We start from the raw sequence: 21,560 nt of genomic DNA on the forward strand, positions 1-21,560 counted from the left end.
CCCTTGTTAAAATTATGCGAAAGCAAATTTAGAGTAATTACTCTAATCCATTTTTATTTCATCGCAAAGCGATTTATTCATATTTGACTTTAGGGTCATTAAAGTACCCAGTGCTATTAATATACTCAATAAAGTCCTGACAAAGTTGATCAAATGATGGACAAGGAGTCACTAAATCTTGTATACGCACCATTTCTAAACCCGCATAACCGCAAGGATTGATGGTCTGGAATCCATCTAGGGCACAGTCCAGATTTAGTGCTAATCCATGGTAACTACGACCACGACGAATTTTGAACCCTAAGGAACCGATTTTACGGCCATCCACGTACACCCCTGGGGCATCGGGTTTGGCGTAAGCTTCAATTCCATATTTTTTTAAAACATCTATCATAAATTGTTCAGCAAAACTGACCAATGTACGTACATTCCATTTTAGCCGATTAAGATCAAACATAAAGTAAGCAACCAATTGACCTGGTCCATGCCAAGTCACTTGGCCACCACGGTCGGTTTGTACTACCGGAATGTCTGATGAAATTAGAATGTGTTCAGGTTTGCCTGCTTGACCTTGTGTTAAGACATTATGATGTTGAAGCAACCATAACTCATCAGGCGTATCTTGATCACGCTCGTTTGTTAAGAGTTTCATGGTTTCAAATTTGCTTTGATAATCTTGTAAATCGTTCCATTGTCGAATGATCAAGTTAGGTTTATCAAGGCTCATCACAATATATTCCTATGAGTTAATTCAGTCGGTACCCAGTTAATATCTATAAGATAGAAGCCGAAAACCTTGTAATTTTAAAGGATTTTATAAGAGGAATTCTAAATATTTGTATGGTTTTTTCGAGGGTAATTGGCTTAAAAATTTCCAAAAAAATACCACAGTAAGAATATCTGACTGTGGTATTGATTTAAGAACTTAAAGTTAAAGCGCAGTTCGAATCTGCGGACAAGCAGCCAAGTCAGCATAAAGTGCATGAACTTGTTCTAATTCTTCAAAGCGCAATTGTGCTGTTAAAGAGTGATACTTGCCGGTGCGAGATTCTTGAACTTTTAGGGTTGAGTGATCGAAATCTGGAAAATGTTTTACCAAAATATCGACTACAGCAACACGTAATTCTTCACCCGCATCACCAATAAGTTTAATTGGATAATCCATCGGAAATACCCAAAGATGTTCTTGTAGTTCGCGAGATGGAGTGCGGTCTAACATAAGTTACCTCATGATTTGAAACGCCTGCATCATCGCAGGCGTTTATAGCTCTTTCTATTAAATGGGGCTTGCTTTTGAAATTTCAAGCTTTCAAAACTTAGTCATTTTCCAAGAAAGAACGTAAGTGTTCAGAACGAGAAGGGTGGCGCAATTTACGCAACGCTTTCGCTTCAATCTGACGGATACGCTCACGTGTTACGTCAAACTGCTTACCCACTTCTTCTAGTGTGTGATCGGTTGGCATATCAATACCAAAACGCATTTTCAATACTTTTGCTTCACGTTCAGTTAAGTTTTCAAGTACTTCGCGTGTTGCTTCTTTTAAGCCTTCTGAAGTCGCAGCATCAATTGGAGAAGTGATGTTTTGGTCTTCAATGAAATCACCAAGATGCGAATCTTCATCATCACCAATAGGCGTTTCCATTGAAATCGGTTCTTTGGCAATTTTAAGTACTTTACGAACCTTAACTTCGTCCATCTCTAAACGTTCACCTAGTTCTTCAGGTGTCGGTTCACGGCCCATTTCTTGTAACAATTGACGAGATACACGGTTGATCTTGTTAATCGTTTCAATCATATGCACAGGAATACGAATTGTACGAGCCTGATCGGCAATTGAACGGGTAATCGCCTGACGAATCCACCAAGTTGCATAAGTCGAGAATTTATATCCACGACGATATTCAAACTTGTCTACAGCTTTCATCAAACCAATGTTCCCTTCTTGAATCAAGTCAAGGAACTGTAAACCACGGTTGGTATATTTCTTCGCAATCGAAATCACCAAACGAAGGTTGGCTTCTACCATTTCTTTCTTAGCACGGCGTGCTTTTGCTTCGCCAATCGCCATACGCTTAGAAATATCTTTAATTTCAGCAACACTTAAATTAAGTTCTTTCTCAATATCTGCAATCTTTTGCTGGAATGCTAAAATATCCGGACGAACCTTTTCTAAATGCGCCTTGATCTCAGCAGGGGCTTTGGCAATCTGTTCATCTAACCAAGCTGGATTAGATTCTTGCTTAGGGAAAGATGTACGGAATTGAGTGCGATCCATACGGCCACGACGTACTGCGTAACGCATAACTTCACGTTCGTTGGCACGAATTTGCTCATGTGTACCACGAATCATTTCAGAAATGATGTCAAATAAACGCGGTGTAAACTTAAACATCATAAATACAGTAGCTAAAGCTTCTAAAGCTTCATCTGCTTCTGGGCTGTTACGACCATGTTTCTCAATAATAGCTTTTGTTTTAGTCCATGCAGCTTCAAGTTCATTAAAACGAACCTTTGCAACTTCAGGGTCTGGACCAGATTCACCTTCAGAGTCATCATCGCTTTCTGACTCTTCATCTTCTTCATCGTCGTCAAGCTTAACTTCTTTTACTGGTGTAGCTGGCGCTGCTTCTTCCTCAAGCTCTGTTTCTTCTTCTAGAACTTCAGGAATTTCTGCGTCAGTTTCCGGATCAAGATAGCCAGATAAAATATCGGCAAGGCGACGTTCGCCAGTCAAGAAATCATTATATTCTTTTAATACAACTTCAACAGCATTTGGCCAATACGCAATTGAATTAAGGACATCACGAATCCCTTCCTCAATACGTTTTGCAATGCTGATTTCACCTTCACGGGTTAACAGTTCAACTGTACCCATTTCACGCATGTACATACGTACAGGGTCTGTCGTACGCCCAGGCTCATTTTCAACCGATGCAAGTACGGCAGCAGCTTCTTCTTCAGCAACTTCATCGGCTGTGTCAGTTGACTCACCGAACATGGTATCGTCAGATTCAGGTGCACGCTCGTGTACAGGAATACCAACGTCTTGAAGCATTTGAATAATGTCTTCAATCTGTTCGCTTTCAGTAATCGAGTCCGGCAGATGATCGTTAACCTCAGCGTAAGTTAAGTAACCTTGTTCTTTGCCTCGGCTAATCAGAGCCGCTACTTGAGAAGTAGGGGAATGCATATCGCTCATCTTTGCTTACTCTTCGTTGAATCTGTGGCAGTGAAAAACCGTGCATGATAGCACAATTTGCTTGAAATATTTTGGATTTGATCGGTAACCGTTAAATAAAAAATATCTTTGAATTCACGTCTGTTTTTTGGATATTGGGTTAAATTCATTTTTTTCAAGCTTAGATTATGGAAAAGATCATAGAATTTTTTCTTGGTCATAAAAATAGTTCAGTTTTATAAATACACAATTTTTTGGGTGAAAAAAAGTACAAATATGCAGTTTAATGAAAAAAATATAAATAAAACTTGACATGATTCTGTAAGAGAGATAAATAGCGGCTAGACCCATTCACATTTTTTCATTAGAGGTAGTTTTAGTGTCTTCTACAGATTTTGAACTAGATGATAGCTACGGTGATGATGATGATGTCGGTTTTGATGAGTCATCAGGCAAAATCACTGCGAAAGAATCATTAGAAAAACGTAGATTAATTGATGATCTATTAGCTCAACGCCGTTTAGAGCGTGAGTTGAAGGATTTTGATTATGATTTAGACGATGATGATCTTGATGATGAAGACTAATCAAATCTGAATAGGGCATCGTCAGCTTAAATGCTATGCTATCGTAGATTTCTTTTTTATAGTCAGGTAACACAATGAGTGCGTTAGATTTAGACCAATTAAGTGAATATCTAGATGGAGACCACAATGAGTATGGTCTAGATTTCGCTGCAACTCATGGTTTTCTGAGTGCAATTGCAGTAGGCCCTCAGTTTGACCGTTGGTTAGATGAGCTGTTTGATAATAACCATAAAAAGGTGCCTGCTGAAATTATTCAGCAAATCAAGGCGTGGTTAGAGTCAATTCGACAAGATTTAGCAAATGAAAATGGAATTGCATTTCCATTTGAAGTTGAAGAAGCTGATGTTGAATCTAGCTTAGGCGACTGGAGTGTGGGATTTGTTGATGCAATGTTCTTAAATGAAGAGGCATGGTTTGCCCCTGAATATGAAGAACAATTAATTGATTTAACTTTACCAATGATGGTATTTAGTGGAATTGATGAAGAAGATCCGCAGATGGAATCTTTCCGTCGTAATGGACAGCTAATGGATGAACTGGCAGAAGAAATTCCAGATAATTTGAATGAATTATACTTGATGTATCATACGCCAAATTAAACTTTAAAAAATTATGTAAATAACGTCCTTTCTAGGGCGTTTTTTATTTGGAAAAATTTAATTATATAAAGTTAAAAAGGCACTTAGAAATCTAAATGCCTTCTGAAAAATAGTTCTAGTGATTTATAAACGTTTACGTTTTGCAGCTGCAATTTGTGACTGGCGCATACGGAAACCAGCTTTTTGTTTTTCAGTTGTCTTGTCGATGCAATACACGCAAGAAACACCATGTTCATAGCTTGGTAAAGCAGATTCTTCTGGAGTTAGCGGCCAGCCACAAGCATGACATTTAATATTTACGCCTTCTTCAACACCATGAGTTACGGCAGTACGTCCGTCAAATACGAAACATTCGCCTTCCCATAAGCTTTCATCAGCGGGGGTTTCTTCTAAATATTTAAGAATACCGCCTTTAAGATGGTAAACCTCTGTAAATCCTTCTTGAAGAAGTAAAGAAGTTGATTTTTCACAGCGAATACCGCCTGTACAGAACATCGCAATTTTTTTATCTTTATGTTGCTCTAGCTCTTTTTTAACATATTCTGGGAACTCACGGAAAGTCTCAGTTTTAGGGTCGATTGCACCTTTGAAAGTACCCGCCTTATATTCGTAATCATTACGCGTATCAATTAAAATTACATCATCACGTGCAATTAAATCATTCCATTCTTTTGGATCAAGATAATGGCCCACTAAGTCGCGGGGTTTAACTTCAACACCTAAAGTCACAATTTCTTCTTTAAGTTTAATTTTCATTTTACGGAAAGGTTTGTCGGAGCTAAAAGACTCCTTATATTCCATAGAGGCAAAACCTTCATTGAGCAAAAATTGATAAAGACTATCAATTGCTACACGGTCGCCCGCCACAGTACCATTAATTCCTTCACCTGCTACAATTAGTGTTCCACACAGATTAATTGTTTTCACTAAGTTTAATAGACGTTGCTGAAGATCTGTAGGATCTTGAACTTCTTTAAATTGATATAGTGCGGCAACAACCCAATCTGCGGTCGCTTGCTGTTCTACAGGTGCAAGCTGTTCTACAGTAGCGTTCATGGAAAACTCCAAATGTATTAAGATAGAAATTTAAGGCGCACATTTTAGCGCGAAAATTTGTAATAAGCGAGAAAACCATAAAAAGTATATGGTTTATTTAAGGAGTCTGTTTTGAGTAGTGATCATCGAACGCTCTCTCTCACCCCATGTGCAGGGCGTTGTTCAACAGTTTTTGGTGATCAGGTTTGCCGTGGTTGTCGTCGTTTTAACCATGAAGTGATTCAATGGAATACTTATACAGCAGAGCAACGTTTGGCTGTATGGAAGCGTTTAGATGATCAATTGAATCAAATTCTAGTGCCCATGTTACCTCATGCAAACTTGCAGCATGTAGAAGGATTTATTTTAAGTAAACGTGTTCGGCTGATGGAAGGGGCGAGCAAAGGTCGTAAGCTCTATCACGCTTTAAAAATATGTGAAAAAAATAAGCATCTGGCAACAGAAAGTGGTTTGGGTATTTCAGAGTCTCAAGTCAAAACAATATGGGTTGAATTCGAAAGGCGCGTTTTAGCTTTAGCTAAAGCGAGTTATGAGTTAGCTTGGTTGAGAGCTGATGGAATTAGTCATCACTTATTAAGTGTGTTTGATGAAGAATAAGTTTGTAGATTGAATTGAAGATAACTCAATAAAAAAAGCTGCCAGAAGGCAGCTTTTTTATCACTAATTTTCTTTCGAATATTAACGTTTGATATCGCGTTGAGTCGGGCCAGTATAAAGCTGGCGAGGACGACCGATTTTGTAAGGTGCGCTGTGCATTTCTAACCAGTGGCTGATCCAACCTACTGTACGTGCAAGTGCAAAGATTACCGTAAACATTTCTGTTGGGATACCAATCGCTTTAAGGATGATACCTGAGTAGAAATCTACGTTAGGGTAAAGTTTACGTTCAACGAAGTACGGGTCGTTCAATGCAATACGCTCAAGTTCCATAGCAAGCGCTAATTGAGGATCATTGATATTTAATGCTTCAAGAACTTCGTCACAAGTTTGTTTCATGACTTTTGCACGTGGGTCGAAGTTTTTGTACACACGGTGACCGAAGCCCATGAGTTTAACTTCTTTACGTTTTACTTTTTCCATGAACTCGGCAACGTTTTCTACACTACCGATTTCATCAAGCATTTTAAGTACAGCTTCGTTTGCACCACCGTGAGCCGGTCCCCAAAGCGCAGAAATACCTGAAGAGATACATGCATAAGGGTTTGCACCAGTAGAGCCGGCAAGACGTACTGTAGATGTCGAAGCATTTTGTTCGTGATCAGCATGAAGCGTGAAGATACGATCCATCGCGCGAGCAAGAACAGGATTTACTTTGTAATCACGGTCAGCAGGAGTAGCAAACATCATGTGCAAGAAGTTTTCCGCGTAATTTAAGTCATTACGTGGATAGATGAATGGTTGACCTACTGTATATTTGTAACTCCAAGCAGCAAGTGTTGGAATTTTTGCAATGAGACGAATCGCAGTGATTTCACGGTGATTGATGTCTTCAATGTCAAGGTTGTTGTGATAGAACGCAGATAATGCACCAACAACACCAACCATGATTGCCATTGGGTGAGCATCACGACGGAAACCATTGAAGAAACGGCTAACTTGATCGTGAACCATAGTGTGAGCACGAACTTTAGCATCAAATTCTGTTTTTTGTTCAGCAGTTGGAAGCTCGCCATTTAATAGCAAGTAGCAAGTTTCAAGGTAGTCTGCTTGAGTTGCTAACTGATCAATTGGGTAACCGCGGTGTAATAAAATACCTTTGTCACCATCAATGAACGTAATTTTAGACTCGCATGCAGCTGTCGCCATAAAACCAGGATCGAAAGTAAAATGACCTTCTTTCAATATGCTGCTGACATCAATTACATCTGGACCTAAAGTGCCACTGTAGATTGGTAATCCAATTTCTTTGCCATCAAGATGTAATACGGCTTTTTTGCCATTTGCTTCAGACATTCAATAGATCTCCTGTCCTGGTGAATGTTGATCTGACCCGAAATCCTAATGTTCTCATGTGCGAATCAGACGCTGTCAAAATTTGCTATAAGATTAGTGAGTACTGAAATTTTGTCAATTATACTTATGGATAAAAAATGACGATCCCACAGAGAGTTAGTCATCAAGACCCGAGCAAAAAAAGTCAGTAAAATCACTGCATCGGGATCGTATAATAAGTCAATTCAACAAGAACGTGCAGAAAAAAAATGAAGTATGAGTACAATTGTAAGCAAATCTTTAAATTAAAATTAGAAATGACAAGTCGGTAGAAAATGCCAATCCAATTAAAAAAATCATAAAACTCATGGTGTAATTTCAAATTGCTAATCAAAAAAAACTCTATTTTTATTGAGTTGTAACAAAGAATATTGATGTTTTTTTAAGTTTAATTGTATAAAAAATAGCTAATTGAACTGCATTAGAATAATAAAAACTCTTGTTTCCAATAAAAATTGCTTTCTCAAACGTGTTTTAGATTGGCTGATTTGGGTCCAATGTAAGTACGTTCACTTATTTGAATTACAGCTTTATATTGAAAATATGAGGTGTTACTAACATTTTTCTATTTATATGATGAATTTATAACTTTATCTTTAGTCTAAAACTCACTTATTTAAAAGAAATTTCAGAAAAAATGAAATTAAATAAAAAGTTATTTTAAACAACAACATGATAGAGCTATGTATACCTTTTTTGTAGGGTTAATAGGGTGATATCATTGTGAATGATTCTTATTTAATTGTTTTTTACTTAAATGGGAAAGTGGATTGTTTGTATTTTGATACTTCGCGTTTTATAATTCAGTGTCGTTTATAGGTTAGGCATGAGCTGTGCTTGCCTAACAATGCCAGCTTTCCTTGGAATTAATTCAACAAACTCCGGTCGGAGTTTCTACCTACAGGATGCCCGCTGTGAAAAGCAACAGACCTGTCAATTTGTCCATGGGTCAGGTGTTAGCGGTAAATTTACGCTCACCCGTGGCTATTGCATCAATTTTACACCGTTTATCAGGTGTCATCGTTTTCTTATTAGTACCAGTTCTCTTATGGATTCTAGATAAATCATTATCTTCACCAGAAGGATTTGACTACGTTAAAAATGTCGTGTTTGGAAATATCTTTGTACGTTTTATCGTTTGGGTATTTGTAGCCGGCTTATTATTCCATTTTATTTCTGGAGTTAAGCACTTACTTGCAGACTTGGGTTTTGCTGAAGAACTGCAAAGTGGTCGTATTGCAGCGACAATTTCATTGATCTTGTCTGTGGTAGCTATTATCGCAGCCTTTGTATGGATTATGTTCTAATGAAAAGTGCTACAGGTTTAACTGGTTCGGGTTCTCGTGATTGGTTTATCCAGCGTGTAAGTGCGGTTGTATTAGCAGCTTATACTGTTGTTCTTTTAGGTTGGATTCTCTGCAAAGGCGGGTTTGACTATCAACAGTGGGCTGGTTTTATGATGACATTACCAATGAAGATTTTTTCTTTGTTGGCAATTTTATCGCTTATCGCACACGCATGGATTGGTATGTGGCAAGTTTTTACTGACTATGTCACTACTCGTCAAATGGGTCCTTCAGCGAAAGGTTTACGCCTTGTACTGACGACGGCTGTCATTATTGCAGTGTTTGTGTACGCAATCTGGGGTATCCAGATTTTCTGGGCGAATTGATAGGAAGACATCATGGGCGCGATAACCCCTAAAGAAGATTATTCAAATATTCAAAACCTCACTTTCGATGCAGTTATCGTTGGTGGTGGTGGTTCTGGTATGCGTGCATCTTACCAACTTGCTCAAGCAGGTTTGAAGGTTGCAGTACTCACTAAAGTTTTCCCGACACGTTCGCACACTGTAGCTGCTCAAGGTGGTATCGGTGCGTCGTTAGGTAATATGCAAGAAGATAACTGGCATTTCCATTTTTACGATACGGTAAAAGGTTCTGACTGGTTAGGTGACCAAGACGCAATTGAATTTATGTGTCGTGAAGCGCCAAAAGTTGTGTATGAACTTGAACACATGGGTATGCCGTTTGACCGTAACGCTGATGGTACAATTTACCAACGCCCGTTCGGTGGTCACTCTGCTAACTATGGTGATAAGCCAGTTCCACGTGCTTGTGCAGCTGCGGACCGTACAGGTCATGCATTATTGCACACGCTTTATCAAAGCAACGTGAAAATGGGTACTCAGTTCTTCGTTGAGTGGATCGCTCTTGATTTGATCCGTAACGAAGCTGGTGATGTTCTTGGTGTAACAGCGATTGACCAAGAAACTGGTAACATTTCAGTATTCCAAGCAAAAGCGACATTATTTGCTACTGGTGGTGCTGGTCGTGTTTATCGTGCATCAACGAATGCTTATATCAACACTGGTGACGGTCTTGGTATGGCTGCTCGTGCTGGTATTCCATTGCAAGATATGGAGTTCTGGCAGTTCCACCCAACGGGTGTTGCGGGCGCTGGTGTATTGCTGACTGAAGGTTGTCGTGGTGAGGGTGCAATCCTTCGTAATAAAGACGGCGAACCGTTCATGGAACGTTATGCACCGACTTTAAAAGACTTGGCTCCACGTGACTTCGTTTCACGTTCTATGGACCAAGAAATTAAAGAAGGTCGTGGTTGTGGTCCAAAAGGTGATTATATCTTACTTGATATGACTCACTTAGGCGCTGAAACAATCATGAAGCGTTTACCATCTGTATTTGAGATTGGTAAAAAATTCGCGAACGTTGATATTACAAAAGAAGCAATTCCTGTAGTACCAACAATCCATTATCAAATGGGGGGTATTCCTACGAATATGCATGGTCAGGTATGTTTGCCTGAAGTGGGTACAGATAACTACACTAAACCTGTAAAAGGTTTCTATGCAATTGGTGAATGTTCTTGTGTATCTGTACATGGTGCAAACCGTTTAGGTACTAACTCACTTCTTGACTTGGTTGTATTTGGTAAAGCTGCTGGTGAGCACATTATCGATTACGTAACTAAGCATCATGGTGATGAATATGCACCACTTCCAACAGACGTATTAGGGCAAACACTAGCTCGTGTACGTAAGTTGGATGACTCAACTGCTGGTGAGAATGCTCAAGAAGTTGCTGATGCAATTCGTGATATCGTTCAAGATCACGCTGGTGTATTCCGTACCCAAGCTTTGCTTGATAAAGGTGTAAAAGAGATTCTTGCTCTTGAGCCACGTGTGCGTAATATCCACTTGAAAGATAAATCTAGAGTATTTAATACTGCGCGTGTTGAAGCACTTGAAGTTGAAAACTTGTATGAAGTTGCAAAAGCAACTCTGATTTCAGCTGCTGCACGTAAAGAGTGTCGTGGTGCGCATACTGTAGTTGATTATGAATTACCAGCTGATCACCCAACTTATTCATACGGTCGCCGTGATGATGAGTGGATGAAACATACGTTATGGTATTCATCAGATAACCGTTTGGAATATAAGCCAGTGCGCTTCAAACCGTTGACTGTTGATGCAATTCCGCCAGCACCACGTACATTCTAATCGGGAGTATAAAGATGAGTAGAGGTACTCGTACATTCGAAATCTACCGCTATGATCCTGATAAGGATAAAGCGCCGTACATGCAAACTTTTAAGCTTGAATTGACTGATAAGCACCGTATGTTGCTTGATGCATTGCTTGCATTGAAAGTTCAAGACGAAACGTTAACATTCCGTCGTTCTTGCCGTGAAGGTATTTGTGGTTCGGATGGTGTGAATATCAATGGTAAAAATGGTTTGGCTTGTTTAGAAAACCTAAATGATTTACCAGAGAAAATCGTAATTCGTCCATTACCAGGTTTGCCGGTAGTTAAAGATTTGGTTGTTGATATGAACCAATTCTATGATCAGTATGACAAGATTCAGCCATTCTTGATTAATAACCAACCAGCTCCACCTAAAGAGCGTTTACAATCTCCAGAAGAGCGTGAACACTTAAACGGTTTGTATGAATGTATTCTTTGTGCATGTTGTTCAACTTCATGTCCATCATTCTGGTGGAACCCTGACAAGTTCTTGGGTCCTTCAGCATTGTTGAATGCATACCGTTTTATTATTGATTCTCGTGATACTGCTACTGCAGACCGTTTGTCTCGTCTTGACGATCCATTCAGTTTGTTCCGTTGTAAAGGTATTATGAACTGTGTGTCAGTATGTCCTAAAGGTCTAAATCCTACAAAAGCAATCGGTCACATCCGTAATATGCTATTAGATCAAGCGGGTTAATTCTGCACAAATAGAGAGCGCACATCCTTGATGTGCGTTTTTTTTTAACTTTATAATGTAAACTTTAGACTTTGGTCGAAAAAGATGAGGTTTTTATATATTGCACCATATATTAAAAGATAAAATCGCATATGTATTTCGCCAATTTATAGGTGGTATGTGTCAAAAAAATCAATCGTTCGTTAAGAACATGATACGATTTGCCACAAAGTTATAGGTAAAAAAAGCGTATACTAGTGGAATTAATTTAAATAGCACGATCTTAGATCTGTGCTTAATTTTTATGGTTAAAGTCATTTTAGAAAAGTTAATTTTAAAGTTAATTTTTCTAAAAAGATTTGCAAAAAATTGCTCGGTTTTAATCGAGTATAAGGTGAGTGATGATGCCATTGAGGGTGTTGTGATTCATTAATTACCTATGGAGTTCCTCTCTAGGTAGTATGACGCCCCATGGTCGTAAAGACCTGTTGGGTAAGTAATGCCTTTTTTACCAATTCGGCATTATGCATCATGGGTGTGCTTAAAAGGCAGCCTGTAATATTTTTTGCAATAGGAAATGGGTCCACAAATGCAAGAAGTTGCTGACGCATTGCGTCTTGACACTGAACTTTCCGCTGATAGTGCAGCGTATATTGAAGAACTTTACGAGCAGTACCTGTCTTCCCCAACCTCTGTAGCTGAGGACTGGCGCCAATATTTCGATAAATATCCAAAGGGTGACCAACCACACGGCGCTGTGCGTGAGCAATTCCTATTACTAGGACGTAATGCTAATCGTGTTCAACCTGTTGTACAAAGTACGGTAAGTACTGAGCATGAACGTCGTCAAATTGGCGTTTTACAACTTATTGCTGCTTATCGTAATCGCGGACATCAAAAAGCTAAATTAGATCCATTAGGTCTTGCTAAGCGTGAAGATATTCCTGATTTAGAACTTTCAGCACATGGTTTAACCAAATCAGATTTAGACACAGTATTCAACACAGGCAATCTTGAGATTGGCAAAAGCGAAGCAACGCTTGGTGAAATGATTGAAGCAATGGAAGCAATCTATTGTGGTTCAATCGGTGTTGAATATATGCATATCGTGGACACAAAAGAAAAGCGTTGGATTCAGCAACGTCTTGAAAGTGTTCGTGGTCAGCTTAATTTTACAAATGATCAAAAGAAAGGGTTCTTGGAGCGTTTAACCGCTGCAGAAGGGCTTGAAAAATACCTAGGTAATAAATACGTTGGTGCTAAACGCTTTGGTGTGGAAGGTGGTGAATCTTTTATTCCTATGGTGAATGAAATCATTCAACGTGCTGGTACTGTTGGTTGTAAAGAAGTTGTTATTGGTATGCCACACCGTGGCCGTTTAAACCTTCTTGTTAATATTATGGGTAAAAACCCTGCAGACTTGTTTGGCGAGTTTGAAGGTAAAGCTATTCATAAGAAAGGTTCTGGTGACGTTAAATACCATCAAGGTTTCTCAAGTAATGTAATGACTCCTGGTGGCGAAGTTCACTTGGCATTAGCATTTAACCCATCTCACTTGGAAATCGTTGGTCCTGTAGTTGAAGGTTCTGTACGTGCACGTCAAGTGCGTCGTAGAGACATCGGCGGTGACGATGTATTGCCAGTAATTGTTCATGGTGATGCTGCATTTGCAGGTCAAGGTGTGAACATGGAAACCTTCCAGATGTCACAAACTCGTGGCTATACGGTTGGTGGTACTGTACACATTATCGTGAACAACCAAGTTGGTTTTACAACTTCTGATCCACGTGATGCGCGTTCTACTGAATATTGTACTGACGTTGCAAAAATGATTCAGACGCCAATCTTCCATGTGAATGGCGATGATCCTGAAGCAGTAATCTTTGCTACTCAATTAGCACATGATTTCCGTCACGAATTCCGTAAAGATGTTGTGCTTGACTTGTTCTGTTACCGTCGTCGTGGTCATAACGAAGCAGATGAGCCATCTGGTACACAACCATTGATGTATCAAGTGATTGCTAAAAAAGCAACAACTCGTACACTATATGCAGATCAGCTTGTTCAAAACAAAGTAATTGATCGTGCTGAAGCAGACCAAATGGTTGAAGATTACCGTGCAGATTTAGAAGCCGGAAACCATGTTGCAAACGCTTTAGTACTTGAACCAAATACAAAAATGTTTGTTGATTGGACGCCTTATTTGGGCCATGACTATACAGACGATTGGGACACTTCATTTGACTTAAATCGCTTAAAAGAATTAGGCGAGGGCATGAGCAAACTTCCGGAAGGATTTGTTATGCAGCGTCAAGTGCAAAAAGTTATTGAAGATCGTGTGAAAATGCAAACTGGTGAAACTGCATTGAACTGGGGTGCTGCTGAAACTTTAGCTTACGCAACCTTGATTGATGAAGATTACCTTGTTCGTATTACTGGTGAAGACGTTGGGCGTGGTACATTCTCACACCGTCATGCAAAATTGCATAACCAAGTAGATGGATCAACATATATTCCACTTTGCAATGTCAAAGAAAACCAGTCTCGTTTTGCAATTTATGATTCTTTATTATCTGAAGAAGCTGTTCTTGCATTTGAATATGGTTATGCAACTACAATTCCTAAGAGCTTAATCATTTGGGAAGCGCAATTTGGCGACTTCGTAAACTGTGCTCAGGTTGTAATTGACCAGTTTATTGCTTCTGGCGAGACTAAGTGGGAACGAGTTTGTGGTTTAACAATGTTGTTACCACACGGTTTCGAAGGTCAAGGTCCAGAGCACTCATCAGCTCGTTTAGAACGTTTCTTACAGTTATGTGCTGAAGATAACATGCAAGTGATCACTCCAACGACACCTGCACAGATTTTCCATGCATTACGTCGTCAAGCTGTACGCCCAATTCGTAAGCCGTTGATTGTAATGTCACCGAAATCTTTACTTCGTCATAAACTTGCGACTTCTACTTTAGAAGAGCTTGCAAATGGTTCATTCCAGACTGTAATTGATGAAGTTGATCAAATTAACAAGTCTGATGTAACTCGTCTTGTACTTTGTGGTGGTAAAGTTTATTACGACTTACTTGAAAAACGTCGTGAACAAAACTTAACTAACGTTGCAATCGTACGTATTGAACAGTTATATCCATATCCAGAACAACGTCTTGCGGAAATCTTGGCTGCATATCCAAACGTGAAAGAACTTGTTTGGACCCAAGAAGAGCCGAAGAACCAAGGCGCTTGGTTATTTATCGCACCGCGTTTATACGACGATATCTTAAAATCTGGCAAACAAATCCGTATCAGTTTTGCAGGTCGTGAAGCTTCTGCTGCACCAGCTTGTGGCTCACCGTACTTGCATGCAAAACAACAAGCTCAGCTAATTAATGATGCATTGGCACTCGAAGCTGAACAATCAGGAGATTCTCAATAATGGCAACCGAAATTAAAGCACCGGTATTCCCAGAGTCAGTTGCAGATGGAACCATCGCAACTTGGCACAAAAAGGTGGGTGAACCTGTATCACGTGATGAAGTAATCTGTGATATTGAAACCGACAAAGTTGTTTTAGAAGTGGTTGCTCCTGCAGATGGTAGCTTAGTTGCAATCATTAAAGGTGAAGGCGATACAGTTCTTTCTGACGAAGTAATTGCTCAGTTTGAAGCTGGTGCTGGTGCAGCGGCTGCTCCTGCAGTAGAGCAAGCAGTTGCTCAAACTCAAGCTGGTGCAGCTCCTGTTGTTGAGCGCACTGAAGCTGTATCTGGTCAAGCTCCTGCAGTTCGTAAAGCTTTGTCTGAAACTGGTATTGCTGCTGCTGACGTACAAGGTACTGGTCGTGGTGGTCGTATCACGAAAGAAGATGTGACAAACCATCAAGCTAAACCAGCTGCTAACGTTACTCCGTTAAGCGTAGCTGTTGGTGAGCGTATCGAAAAACGCGTTCCAATGACTCGTTTACGTAAGCGTGTAGCTGAGCGCCTTCTTTCTGCAACTCAAGAAACTGCAATGTTAACTACATTTAACGAAGTTAACATGAAGCCAATCATGGAATTGCGTAAGCAATATAAAGATGCGTTTGAAAAGCGCCATGGTGCTCGTTTAGGCTTCATGTCATTCTTTGTTAAAGCTGTAACTGAAGCACTTAAGCGCTATCCTGCGGTAAATGCTTCAATTGATGGCGATGATATTGTTTATCATGGTTACTATGACATCGGTGTTGCAGTATCTTCTGATCGTGGTCTTGTTGTTCCAGTATTACGTGATACTGATCGTATGAGCTATGCAGAAGTTGAAGCAGGTATTGGTGCTTATGCTGCTAAAGCACGTGATGGTAAATTATCTATCGAAGAAATGACTGGTGGTACTTTCACTATCACTAACGGTGGTACTTTCGGTTCATTACTTTCAACTCCAATTTTGAATCAGCCACAAACTGGTATCTTGGGTATGCACAAAATCCAAGAGCGTCCTATGGCAGTAAATGGTCAAGTTGAAATCTTGCCAATGATGTATTTAGCGCTTTCTTATGACCACCGTATGATCGATGGTAAAGAAGCAGTAGGTTTCTTGGTAGCAATCAAAGAATTGTTAGAAGAACCAGCTAAACTCATCCTTGATCTTTAATTTCTTCGAATAATATTACCGAGATAGAGTGATCCTCTATCTCGGACCATGGAGATAAACAATGTCTCAACAATTTGATCTTGTTGTTATTGGCGGTGGTCCTGGTGGTTATGAAGCTGCAATTCGTGCTGCTCAACTAGGTTTTAAAGTCGCTTGTATCGAAAAACGTATTCACAACGGTAAGCCATCTTTAGGTGGTACATGCTTAAACGTAGGTTGTATTCCTTCTAAAGCATTACTTGACTCTTCACATCGTTATGAAGATACAGTGCATCATTTAGCTGATCACGGTATTACTACAGGTGAAGTGAATTTTGATCTTGCTAAGCTTCTTGCTCGTAAAGACAAAATTGTTGACCAATTAACTGGTGGTATCGATCAATTGCTTAAAGGCAATGGTATTGAGTGGTTAAAAGGTACTGGTAAATTACTTGCTGGTAAAAAAGTTGAGTTTGTTTCACATGAAGGTGAAACTCAAGTTTTAGAACCTAAATACGTGATTCTTGCGTCTGGTTCTGTACCTGTAAATATTCCAGTAGCTCCTGTAGATCAAGATATTATTGTTGATTCAACTGGCGCATTAAACTTCCCAGAAGTACCTAAACGTTTAGGTGTTATTGGTGCTGGTGTAATTGGTTTAGAGCTTGGTTCTGTTTGGCGTCGTCTTGGTTCTGAAGTTGTTGTATTTGAAGCAATGGATGCATTTTTACCAATGGCTGATAAAGCTTTGGCAAAAGACTACCAAAAACTTTTAACTAAGCAAGGTCTTGATATTCGTATTGGCGCTAAAGTTGCTGGTACTGAAGTTAATGGTCGTGAAGTGACTGTTAAATACACTCAAGGTGGCGAAGAAAAAACTCAGACTTTTGACAAATTAATCGTTTGTGTAGGCCGCAAAGCTTATGCAGAAGGTTTATTGGCAGATGATTCAGGCATTAAATTGACTGAACGTGGTCTAGTTGAAGTTAATGATTACTGTGCAACTTCTGTAGAAGGTGTATATGCAATTGGTGACTTGGTTCGTGGTCCAATGCTTGCTCATAAAGCAATGGAAGAAGGTGTAATGGCTGTTGAGCGTATCCACGGTCATGCAGCTCAAGTGAACTATGACACAATCATTTCTGTTATCTATACACATCCGGAAGCGGCATGGGTTGGTTTAACTGAAGAACAAGCTAAAGAAAAAGGTCATGAAGTTAAAACTGGTCAATTCGGTTTTGCTGTAAATGGTCGTGCTTTAGCTGCGGGTGAAGGTGCAGGTTTCGTTAAGTTTGTTGCTGATGCAAAAACTGACCGTTTATTAGGTATGCATGTCATTGGACCTGCTGCATCTGATATCGTACATCAAGGTATGATCGCACTTGAATTTGTATCTTCTGTTGAAGACCTTCAGTTAATGACATTTGGTCATCCAACATTCTCTGAAGTTGTTCATGAAGCTGCACTTGCTGTAGATGGTCGTGCAATTCACGCGATTCAACGTAAGCGTAAATAAAATAAAGAGCGGTTCTCCGCTCTTTTTCACATTTGATGGTGTGATTAAAAAAACATCAAGGTGATAGAGGTAGACAGCAATTTGCATATACAACATGAGAATGTTGCGCAAATTGAAGACAACAAACAAAGTTAAGTAGGTAACTAAATGAACTTACATGAGTATCAAGCTAAAGCGTTATTGAAAGAATATGGTATGCCGGTACAAGAAGGTATCTTGGCAACCAATGCAGACGAAGCAGTTGCTGCATTCGAACAGCTTGGTGGTAAATTCGCGGTAATGAAAGCGCAAGTTCATGCTGGTGGTCGCGGTAAGGCTGGTGGCGTTAAAGTTGCAAAATCTAAAGAAGATGTTATCGAATTTGCAAACAACATTATTGGTACTCGTCTTGTAACGTATCAAACTGATGCAAATGGTCAACCTGTAAACAGCATTATTGTTGCTGAAGACGTATACCCAGTTGAGCGCGAGCTTTACTTGGGTGCGGTTGTAGACCGTTCTAGCCGTCGTATTACTTTCATGGCTTCTACAGAAGGTGGTGTAGAAATCGAGAAAGTTGCAGAAGAAACTCCAGAAAAAATTATCAAAGTTGAAGTTGATCCATTAGTTGGCTTACAACCATTCCAAGCGCGTGAAGTTGCGTTTGCATTAGGTTTGAAAGACAAGCAAATCAGCCAGTTTGTTAAAATTATGGCTGCTGCTTACCAAGCATTTGTTGAAAATGACTTTGCATTATTCGAAATTAACCCACTTTCAGTTCGTGAAAATGGCGATATTTTATGTGTAGATGCAAAAGTTGGTATCGACTCTAACGCGCTTTACCGTTTACCTAAAGTTGCTGCTTTACGTGACAAGTCTCAAGAGAATGAGCGTGAATTAAAAGCATCTGAATTTGATCTTAACTATGTTGCTTTAGAAGGTAACATTGGTTGTATGGTTAACGGTGCTGGTCTTGCAATGGCAACTATGGACATCATTAAACTTTATGGTGGTCAACCTGCAAACTTCCTTGACGTTGGTGGCGGCGCGACTAAAGAACGTGTAATCGAAGCGTTCAAAATCATCCTTGCTGATACATCTGTACAAGGTGTTTTAATTAACATCTTTGGTGGTATCGTACGTTGTGACATGATTGCTGAAGCGATTATTGCAGCGGTTCAAGAAGTAAACGTAACTGTTCCAGTTGTTGTTCGTTTAGAAGGTAACAACGCTGAATTAGGTGCTAAATTACTTGATGAATCTGGTTTGAAATTAATTTCTGCGAACGGCTTGTCTGATGCCGCAGAAAAAGTTGTAGCTGCAGTTAAAGCGTAAGGGGAGTATCAATCATGAGCGTATTAATTAATAAAGACACTAAAGTATTGGTACAAGGTTTTACTGGTAAAAACGGTACATTCCACTCTGCACAAGCTTTAGACTACGGTACAAAAGTTGTTGGTGGTGTTACTCCAGGTAAAGGTGGTACAACTCACCTTGACTTGCCAGTATTCAACACAATGAAAGAAGCTGTACGTGAAACAAATGCAGATGCATCTGTTATCTATGTTCCAGCTCCATTCGTTTTAGACTCTATCGTTGAAGCGGTTGATTCAGGTGTTGGTCTAATCGTTGTGATCACTGAAGGTGTTCCAACAATTGACATGCTTAAAGCAAAACGCTACTTAGAAACTAACGGTAACGGTACTCGTTTAGTTGGCCCTAACTGCCCAGGCGTGATCACTCCGGGTGAATGTAAGATTGGTATTATGCCTGGTCACATTCATCAACCAGGTCGTATTGGTATCATCTCACGTTCAGGTACATTGACTTATGAAGCTGTTGCTCAAACAACTAAGCTTGGTTTAGGTCAGTCTACTTGTATCGGTATTGGTGGTGACCCAATCCCAGGTATGAACCAAATCGAAGCTCTTCAATTGTTCCAAGACGATCCAGATACTGATGCTATCATCATGATCGGTGAGATCGGTGGTACAGCGGAAGAAGAAGCTGCTGAATTCATCAAATCTAACGTGACTAAGCCTGTAGTAGGTTACATTGCTGGTGTAACTGCACCTAAAGGTAAGCGTATGGGTCACGCTGGTGCGATCATTTCTGGTGGTCAAGGTACTGCTGAAGAGAAATTCGCTGCATTTGAACGTGCGGGAATGGCTTACACTCGTAGCCCTGCTGAACTTGGTTCAACAATGTTGCAAGTTTTAAAAGAGAAAGGTTTAGCTTAATCGCTTTATTCTGAATCTTAAAAAGCACCGCATTTGAAAATGATGCGGTGTTTTTTTATCTATTGAATTAAAAATAAAGAATCAAGAAGATAATATCTCTAAAGAAGACAAAATATTTAAGCAAAAAAATACGCAATGATTGGGGTGATCATTGCGTAGAACAACGAATCTGTAAAAACAGTTTCGGTTTAAGGAGAAATGTCGTGAGGTTCATACGAAATAACCTACATAGTGAATAATAGAGATAGTTAAGAAATTCTTCATCGCTATTAGCGTTAATAAGTGTTACTTCACGTTAATAGGGTAAAAGCATGTGAATGACAGTGGATACATTAGTAATTCTAAAAAAGTGAGCCTTATAAGCCAAAAAAAGCCCCGAAGGGCTTTAAGTTTTTAAGAGAATTAGAATTTAAATAATCCTAAACCGTCTTTAACTTCATCTAAGGTTTGTTGAGTAATGAGACGACATTTATCTGTACCTTGGCGTAAAACATCCATAATGTAGTCAGGATCTTTAGCAAGTTCTTCACGACGTTCGCGGATAGGGCTGATCAATTCTTTCAAAACACCTTCAAGGCGTTTTTTAACAGTTCCATCGCCTAGACCACCGCGACGATAATGCGCTTTTAATTCTTCAACTTCTTCTTTATTTGGATCAAATGCGTCTAAATAAGTAAATACAATGTTTCCTTCAACCTGACCTGGATCTTCAATACGAAGATGATTTGGGTCGGTATACATTGCGTTTACAGCTTTTTTAATGTCTTTATCAGAAGCATTTAAAACAATGGTATTACCTAATGATTTAGACATTTTTGCCTTACCATCAAAACCAGGTAAACGTGCCATATTTGAAAGTAAAGCTTTACATTCTGGTAAAAGATCTTGGCCAATTTGACGATTTATCCGACGTACAATTTCATTGGTTTGTTCAATCATTGGAATCTGATCTTCACCCACTGGAACAACAGTTGCTTTAAAAGCAGTAATGTCAGCAGCTTGTGCAACAGGGTAGCAGAGGAAACCAGCAGGAATGTCACGCTCGAAACCGCGCATTTGAATTTCAGACTTAATGGTCGGGTTACGTTCTAAGCGTGCAACCGTCACGAAGTTAAGATAGAGCATGGTGAGCTCATTAAGTGCTGGCAAGCATGATTGTACGCAAATCGTGGTTTTCGTTGGATCAATGCCTACAGCTAAATAATCTAGAGCAACTTCCAAAATATTGCGACGGACTTTATCTGGATTATCTGCATTGTCTGTTAATGCTTGTGCATCTGCTAATAAGAGATGTTGATGATGGCTGTCCTGTAAACCTACACGAGAACGCAAAGAACCGACAAAATGCCCAAGATGAAGTTGTCCGGTTGGGCGGTCGCCTGTCAAAATAATTGGACGCTGATCAACATTACTCATTATTTATTCCACTGTCTTATTGGCTTAATCAGGGGTAGTAAGCCCTGCAATATAAAAGATTGGCATTATTGTACGGGAAATAAAAAAAATTCGTCAGCGATTGGGTAAACTTTTCTTAAAATAATATTGTGAATTTATTCAGTAAAATTACAGAAATTAAAAAAAATCATCTTA

The 21,560-nt window shown here is 39.5% G+C and carries 19 protein-coding genes and 1 pseudogene; 13 read left to right on the forward strand and 7 right to left on the reverse strand.

What is annotated here, in order from left to right; translation table 11 throughout:
* Positions 1-73: 73 nt before the first annotated feature.
* The 3 genes from lipB to rpoD form a co-directional block, all read right to left on the reverse strand.
* A complete protein-coding gene (gene lipB / locus KTH84_RS16135; protein WP_262474182.1) occupies positions 74-727 on the reverse strand; it encodes a lipoyl(octanoyl) transferase LipB in 654 nt (217 codons plus the stop codon).
* A 204-nt stretch (positions 728-931) separates the two neighbouring features.
* On the reverse strand, positions 932-1,219 hold the full coding sequence (locus KTH84_RS16140; RefSeq protein ID WP_002116017.1) for a YbeD family protein: 288 nt from the start codon (positions 1,217-1,219) through the stop codon (positions 932-934).
* A gap of 97 nt (positions 1,220-1,316) precedes the next feature.
* Complete coding sequence (gene rpoD / locus KTH84_RS16145) at positions 1,317-3,200, reverse strand: RNA polymerase sigma factor RpoD (RefSeq protein WP_042897603.1); 1,884 nt, start codon at positions 3,198-3,200, stop codon at positions 1,317-1,319.
* A 358-nt stretch (positions 3,201-3,558) separates the two neighbouring features.
* Here rpoD and KTH84_RS16150 point away from each other — a divergent pair, with 358 nt between their 5' ends.
* Positions 3,559-3,765: a PA3496 family putative envelope integrity protein gene (locus tag KTH84_RS16150; protein ID WP_016137045.1), complete on the forward strand. Its 207-nt coding sequence runs from the start codon at positions 3,559-3,561 to the stop codon at positions 3,763-3,765.
* 74 nt (positions 3,766-3,839) lie between these two features.
* Positions 3,840-4,364 (forward strand): YecA family protein, encoded by a 525-nt coding sequence (locus tag KTH84_RS16155; RefSeq protein WP_202743841.1) that lies wholly within the window; start codon positions 3,840-3,842, stop codon positions 4,362-4,364.
* Positions 4,365-4,487: 123 nt separating this feature from the next.
* On the opposite strand, the gene KTH84_RS16160 is transcribed toward KTH84_RS16155, so the two are convergent.
* A complete protein-coding gene (locus KTH84_RS16160) occupies positions 4,488-5,420 on the reverse strand; it encodes a rhodanese-related sulfurtransferase (protein WP_042897598.1) in 933 nt (310 codons plus the stop codon).
* 111 nt (positions 5,421-5,531) lie between these two features.
* Between KTH84_RS16160 and KTH84_RS16165 the strand changes: the two genes are divergently transcribed.
* The gene (locus KTH84_RS16165) at positions 5,532-6,017 is read left to right on the forward strand and encodes a DUF1289 domain-containing protein (protein ID WP_262474187.1); all 486 of its coding nucleotides are present in this window, start codon (positions 5,532-5,534) and stop codon (positions 6,015-6,017) included.
* Between the two features lie 81 nt (positions 6,018-6,098).
* On the opposite strand, the gene gltA is transcribed toward KTH84_RS16165, so the two are convergent.
* Complete coding sequence (gene gltA, locus KTH84_RS16170; RefSeq protein WP_004789414.1) at positions 6,099-7,373, reverse strand: citrate synthase; 1,275 nt, start codon at positions 7,371-7,373, stop codon at positions 6,099-6,101.
* Positions 7,374-7,738: 365 nt separating this feature from the next.
* Positions 7,739-7,819: pseudogene (locus KTH84_RS19095) on the reverse strand (hypothetical protein); the annotation flags it as partial.
* A gap of 498 nt (positions 7,820-8,317) precedes the next feature.
* On the opposite strand from KTH84_RS19095, the gene sdhC reads away from it, so the two are divergent.
* The 10 genes from sdhC (at position 8,318) to sucD (ending at position 19,970) form a co-directional block, all read left to right on the forward strand.
* The gene (gene sdhC, locus KTH84_RS16175) at positions 8,318-8,719 is read left to right on the forward strand and encodes a succinate dehydrogenase, cytochrome b556 subunit (protein WP_262474189.1); all 402 of its coding nucleotides are present in this window, start codon (positions 8,318-8,320) and stop codon (positions 8,717-8,719) included.
* On the forward strand, positions 8,719-9,084 hold the full coding sequence (sdhD, locus tag KTH84_RS16180; RefSeq protein ID WP_003655454.1) for a succinate dehydrogenase, hydrophobic membrane anchor protein: 366 nt from the start codon (positions 8,719-8,721) through the stop codon (positions 9,082-9,084). The genes sdhC and sdhD overlap by 1 nt, the downstream gene beginning before the upstream one ends.
* A gap of 12 nt (positions 9,085-9,096) precedes the next feature.
* Positions 9,097-10,932, forward strand: a complete 1,836-nt coding sequence (sdhA, locus tag KTH84_RS16185; RefSeq protein WP_042897590.1) for a succinate dehydrogenase flavoprotein subunit — start codon at positions 9,097-9,099, stop codon at positions 10,930-10,932.
* Positions 10,933-10,946: 14 nt separating this feature from the next.
* Positions 10,947-11,657, forward strand: coding sequence for a succinate dehydrogenase iron-sulfur subunit (locus tag KTH84_RS16190; RefSeq protein WP_003655458.1), 711 nt, complete (start codon positions 10,947-10,949; stop codon positions 11,655-11,657).
* 283 nt (positions 11,658-11,940) lie between these two features.
* Positions 11,941-12,069 carry a hypothetical protein gene (locus KTH84_RS16195; RefSeq protein ID WP_002116082.1) on the forward strand — a complete coding sequence of 43 codons (129 nt, stop codon included), beginning with the start codon at positions 11,941-11,943 and terminating at the stop codon, positions 12,067-12,069.
* Between the two features lie 156 nt (positions 12,070-12,225).
* Entirely contained in the window at positions 12,226-15,066 is a 2,841-nt protein-coding gene (locus KTH84_RS16205) for a 2-oxoglutarate dehydrogenase E1 component (protein WP_133972065.1), read from the forward strand.
* Positions 15,066-16,256 carry a 2-oxoglutarate dehydrogenase complex dihydrolipoyllysine-residue succinyltransferase gene (gene odhB / locus KTH84_RS16210; protein WP_133972066.1) on the forward strand — a complete coding sequence of 397 codons (1,191 nt, stop codon included), beginning with the start codon at positions 15,066-15,068 and terminating at the stop codon, positions 16,254-16,256. Before KTH84_RS16205 ends, odhB begins: the two co-directional genes overlap by 1 nt.
* Positions 16,257-16,317: 61 nt before the next feature.
* Entirely contained in the window at positions 16,318-17,751 is a 1,434-nt protein-coding gene (gene lpdA / locus KTH84_RS16215) for a dihydrolipoyl dehydrogenase (protein ID WP_042897586.1), read from the forward strand.
* 147 nt (positions 17,752-17,898) lie between these two features.
* Complete coding sequence (sucC, locus tag KTH84_RS16220; RefSeq protein WP_003655470.1) at positions 17,899-19,065, forward strand: ADP-forming succinate--CoA ligase subunit beta; 1,167 nt, start codon at positions 17,899-17,901, stop codon at positions 19,063-19,065.
* A gap of 14 nt (positions 19,066-19,079) precedes the next feature.
* The gene (gene sucD, locus KTH84_RS16225) at positions 19,080-19,970 is read left to right on the forward strand and encodes a succinate--CoA ligase subunit alpha (RefSeq protein WP_003655479.1); all 891 of its coding nucleotides are present in this window, start codon (positions 19,080-19,082) and stop codon (positions 19,968-19,970) included.
* A gap of 402 nt (positions 19,971-20,372) precedes the next feature.
* Here the strand turns inward: sucD and trpS are convergent, their stop codons facing one another.
* Complete coding sequence (gene trpS / locus KTH84_RS16230) at positions 20,373-21,386, reverse strand: tryptophan--tRNA ligase (RefSeq protein ID WP_016137032.1); 1,014 nt, start codon at positions 21,384-21,386, stop codon at positions 20,373-20,375.
* Positions 21,387-21,560 lie beyond the last annotated feature (174 nt).

It is taken from the genome of Acinetobacter sp. WU_MDCI_Abxb74 (assembly GCF_025513915.1).
In the GTDB taxonomy this organism is placed as follows: Bacteria; Pseudomonadota; Gammaproteobacteria; order Pseudomonadales; family Moraxellaceae; genus Acinetobacter; species Acinetobacter calcoaceticus_C.

Coding starts and splice junctions, on each gene's coding strand:
- sucC (WP_003655470.1), top strand. CDS start 17,899: ATGAACTTACATGAGTATCAAGCTAAAGCGTTATTGAAAGAATATGGT.
- trpS (WP_016137032.1), bottom strand. CDS start 21,386: ATGAGTAATGTTGATCAGCGTCCAATTATTTTGACAGGCGACCGCCCA.
- lipB (WP_262474182.1), bottom strand. CDS start 727: ATGAGCCTTGATAAACCTAACTTGATCATTCGACAATGGAACGATTTA.
- KTH84_RS16160 (WP_042897598.1), bottom strand. CDS start 5,420: ATGAACGCTACTGTAGAACAGCTTGCACCTGTAGAACAGCAAGCGACC.
- rpoD (WP_042897603.1), bottom strand. CDS start 3,200: ATGAGCGATATGCATTCCCCTACTTCTCAAGTAGCGGCTCTGATTAGC.
- KTH84_RS16205 (WP_133972065.1), top strand. CDS start 12,226: ATGCAAGAAGTTGCTGACGCATTGCGTCTTGACACTGAACTTTCCGCT.
- sdhA (WP_042897590.1), top strand. CDS start 9,097: ATGGGCGCGATAACCCCTAAAGAAGATTATTCAAATATTCAAAACCTC.
- odhB (WP_133972066.1), top strand. CDS start 15,066: ATGGCAACCGAAATTAAAGCACCGGTATTCCCAGAGTCAGTTGCAGAT.
- sdhD (WP_003655454.1), top strand. CDS start 8,719: ATGAAAAGTGCTACAGGTTTAACTGGTTCGGGTTCTCGTGATTGGTTT.
- KTH84_RS16140 (WP_002116017.1), bottom strand. CDS start 1,219: ATGTTAGACCGCACTCCATCTCGCGAACTACAAGAACATCTTTGGGTA.
- KTH84_RS16195 (WP_002116082.1), top strand. CDS start 11,941: ATGGTTAAAGTCATTTTAGAAAAGTTAATTTTAAAGTTAATTTTTCTA.
- gltA (WP_004789414.1), bottom strand. CDS start 7,373: ATGTCTGAAGCAAATGGCAAAAAAGCCGTATTACATCTTGATGGCAAA.
- sucD (WP_003655479.1), top strand. CDS start 19,080: ATGAGCGTATTAATTAATAAAGACACTAAAGTATTGGTACAAGGTTTT.
- KTH84_RS16190 (WP_003655458.1), top strand. CDS start 10,947: ATGAGTAGAGGTACTCGTACATTCGAAATCTACCGCTATGATCCTGAT.
- sdhC (WP_262474189.1), top strand. CDS start 8,318: ATGCCCGCTGTGAAAAGCAACAGACCTGTCAATTTGTCCATGGGTCAG.
- lpdA (WP_042897586.1), top strand. CDS start 16,318: ATGTCTCAACAATTTGATCTTGTTGTTATTGGCGGTGGTCCTGGTGGT.
- KTH84_RS16155 (WP_202743841.1), top strand. CDS start 3,840: ATGAGTGCGTTAGATTTAGACCAATTAAGTGAATATCTAGATGGAGAC.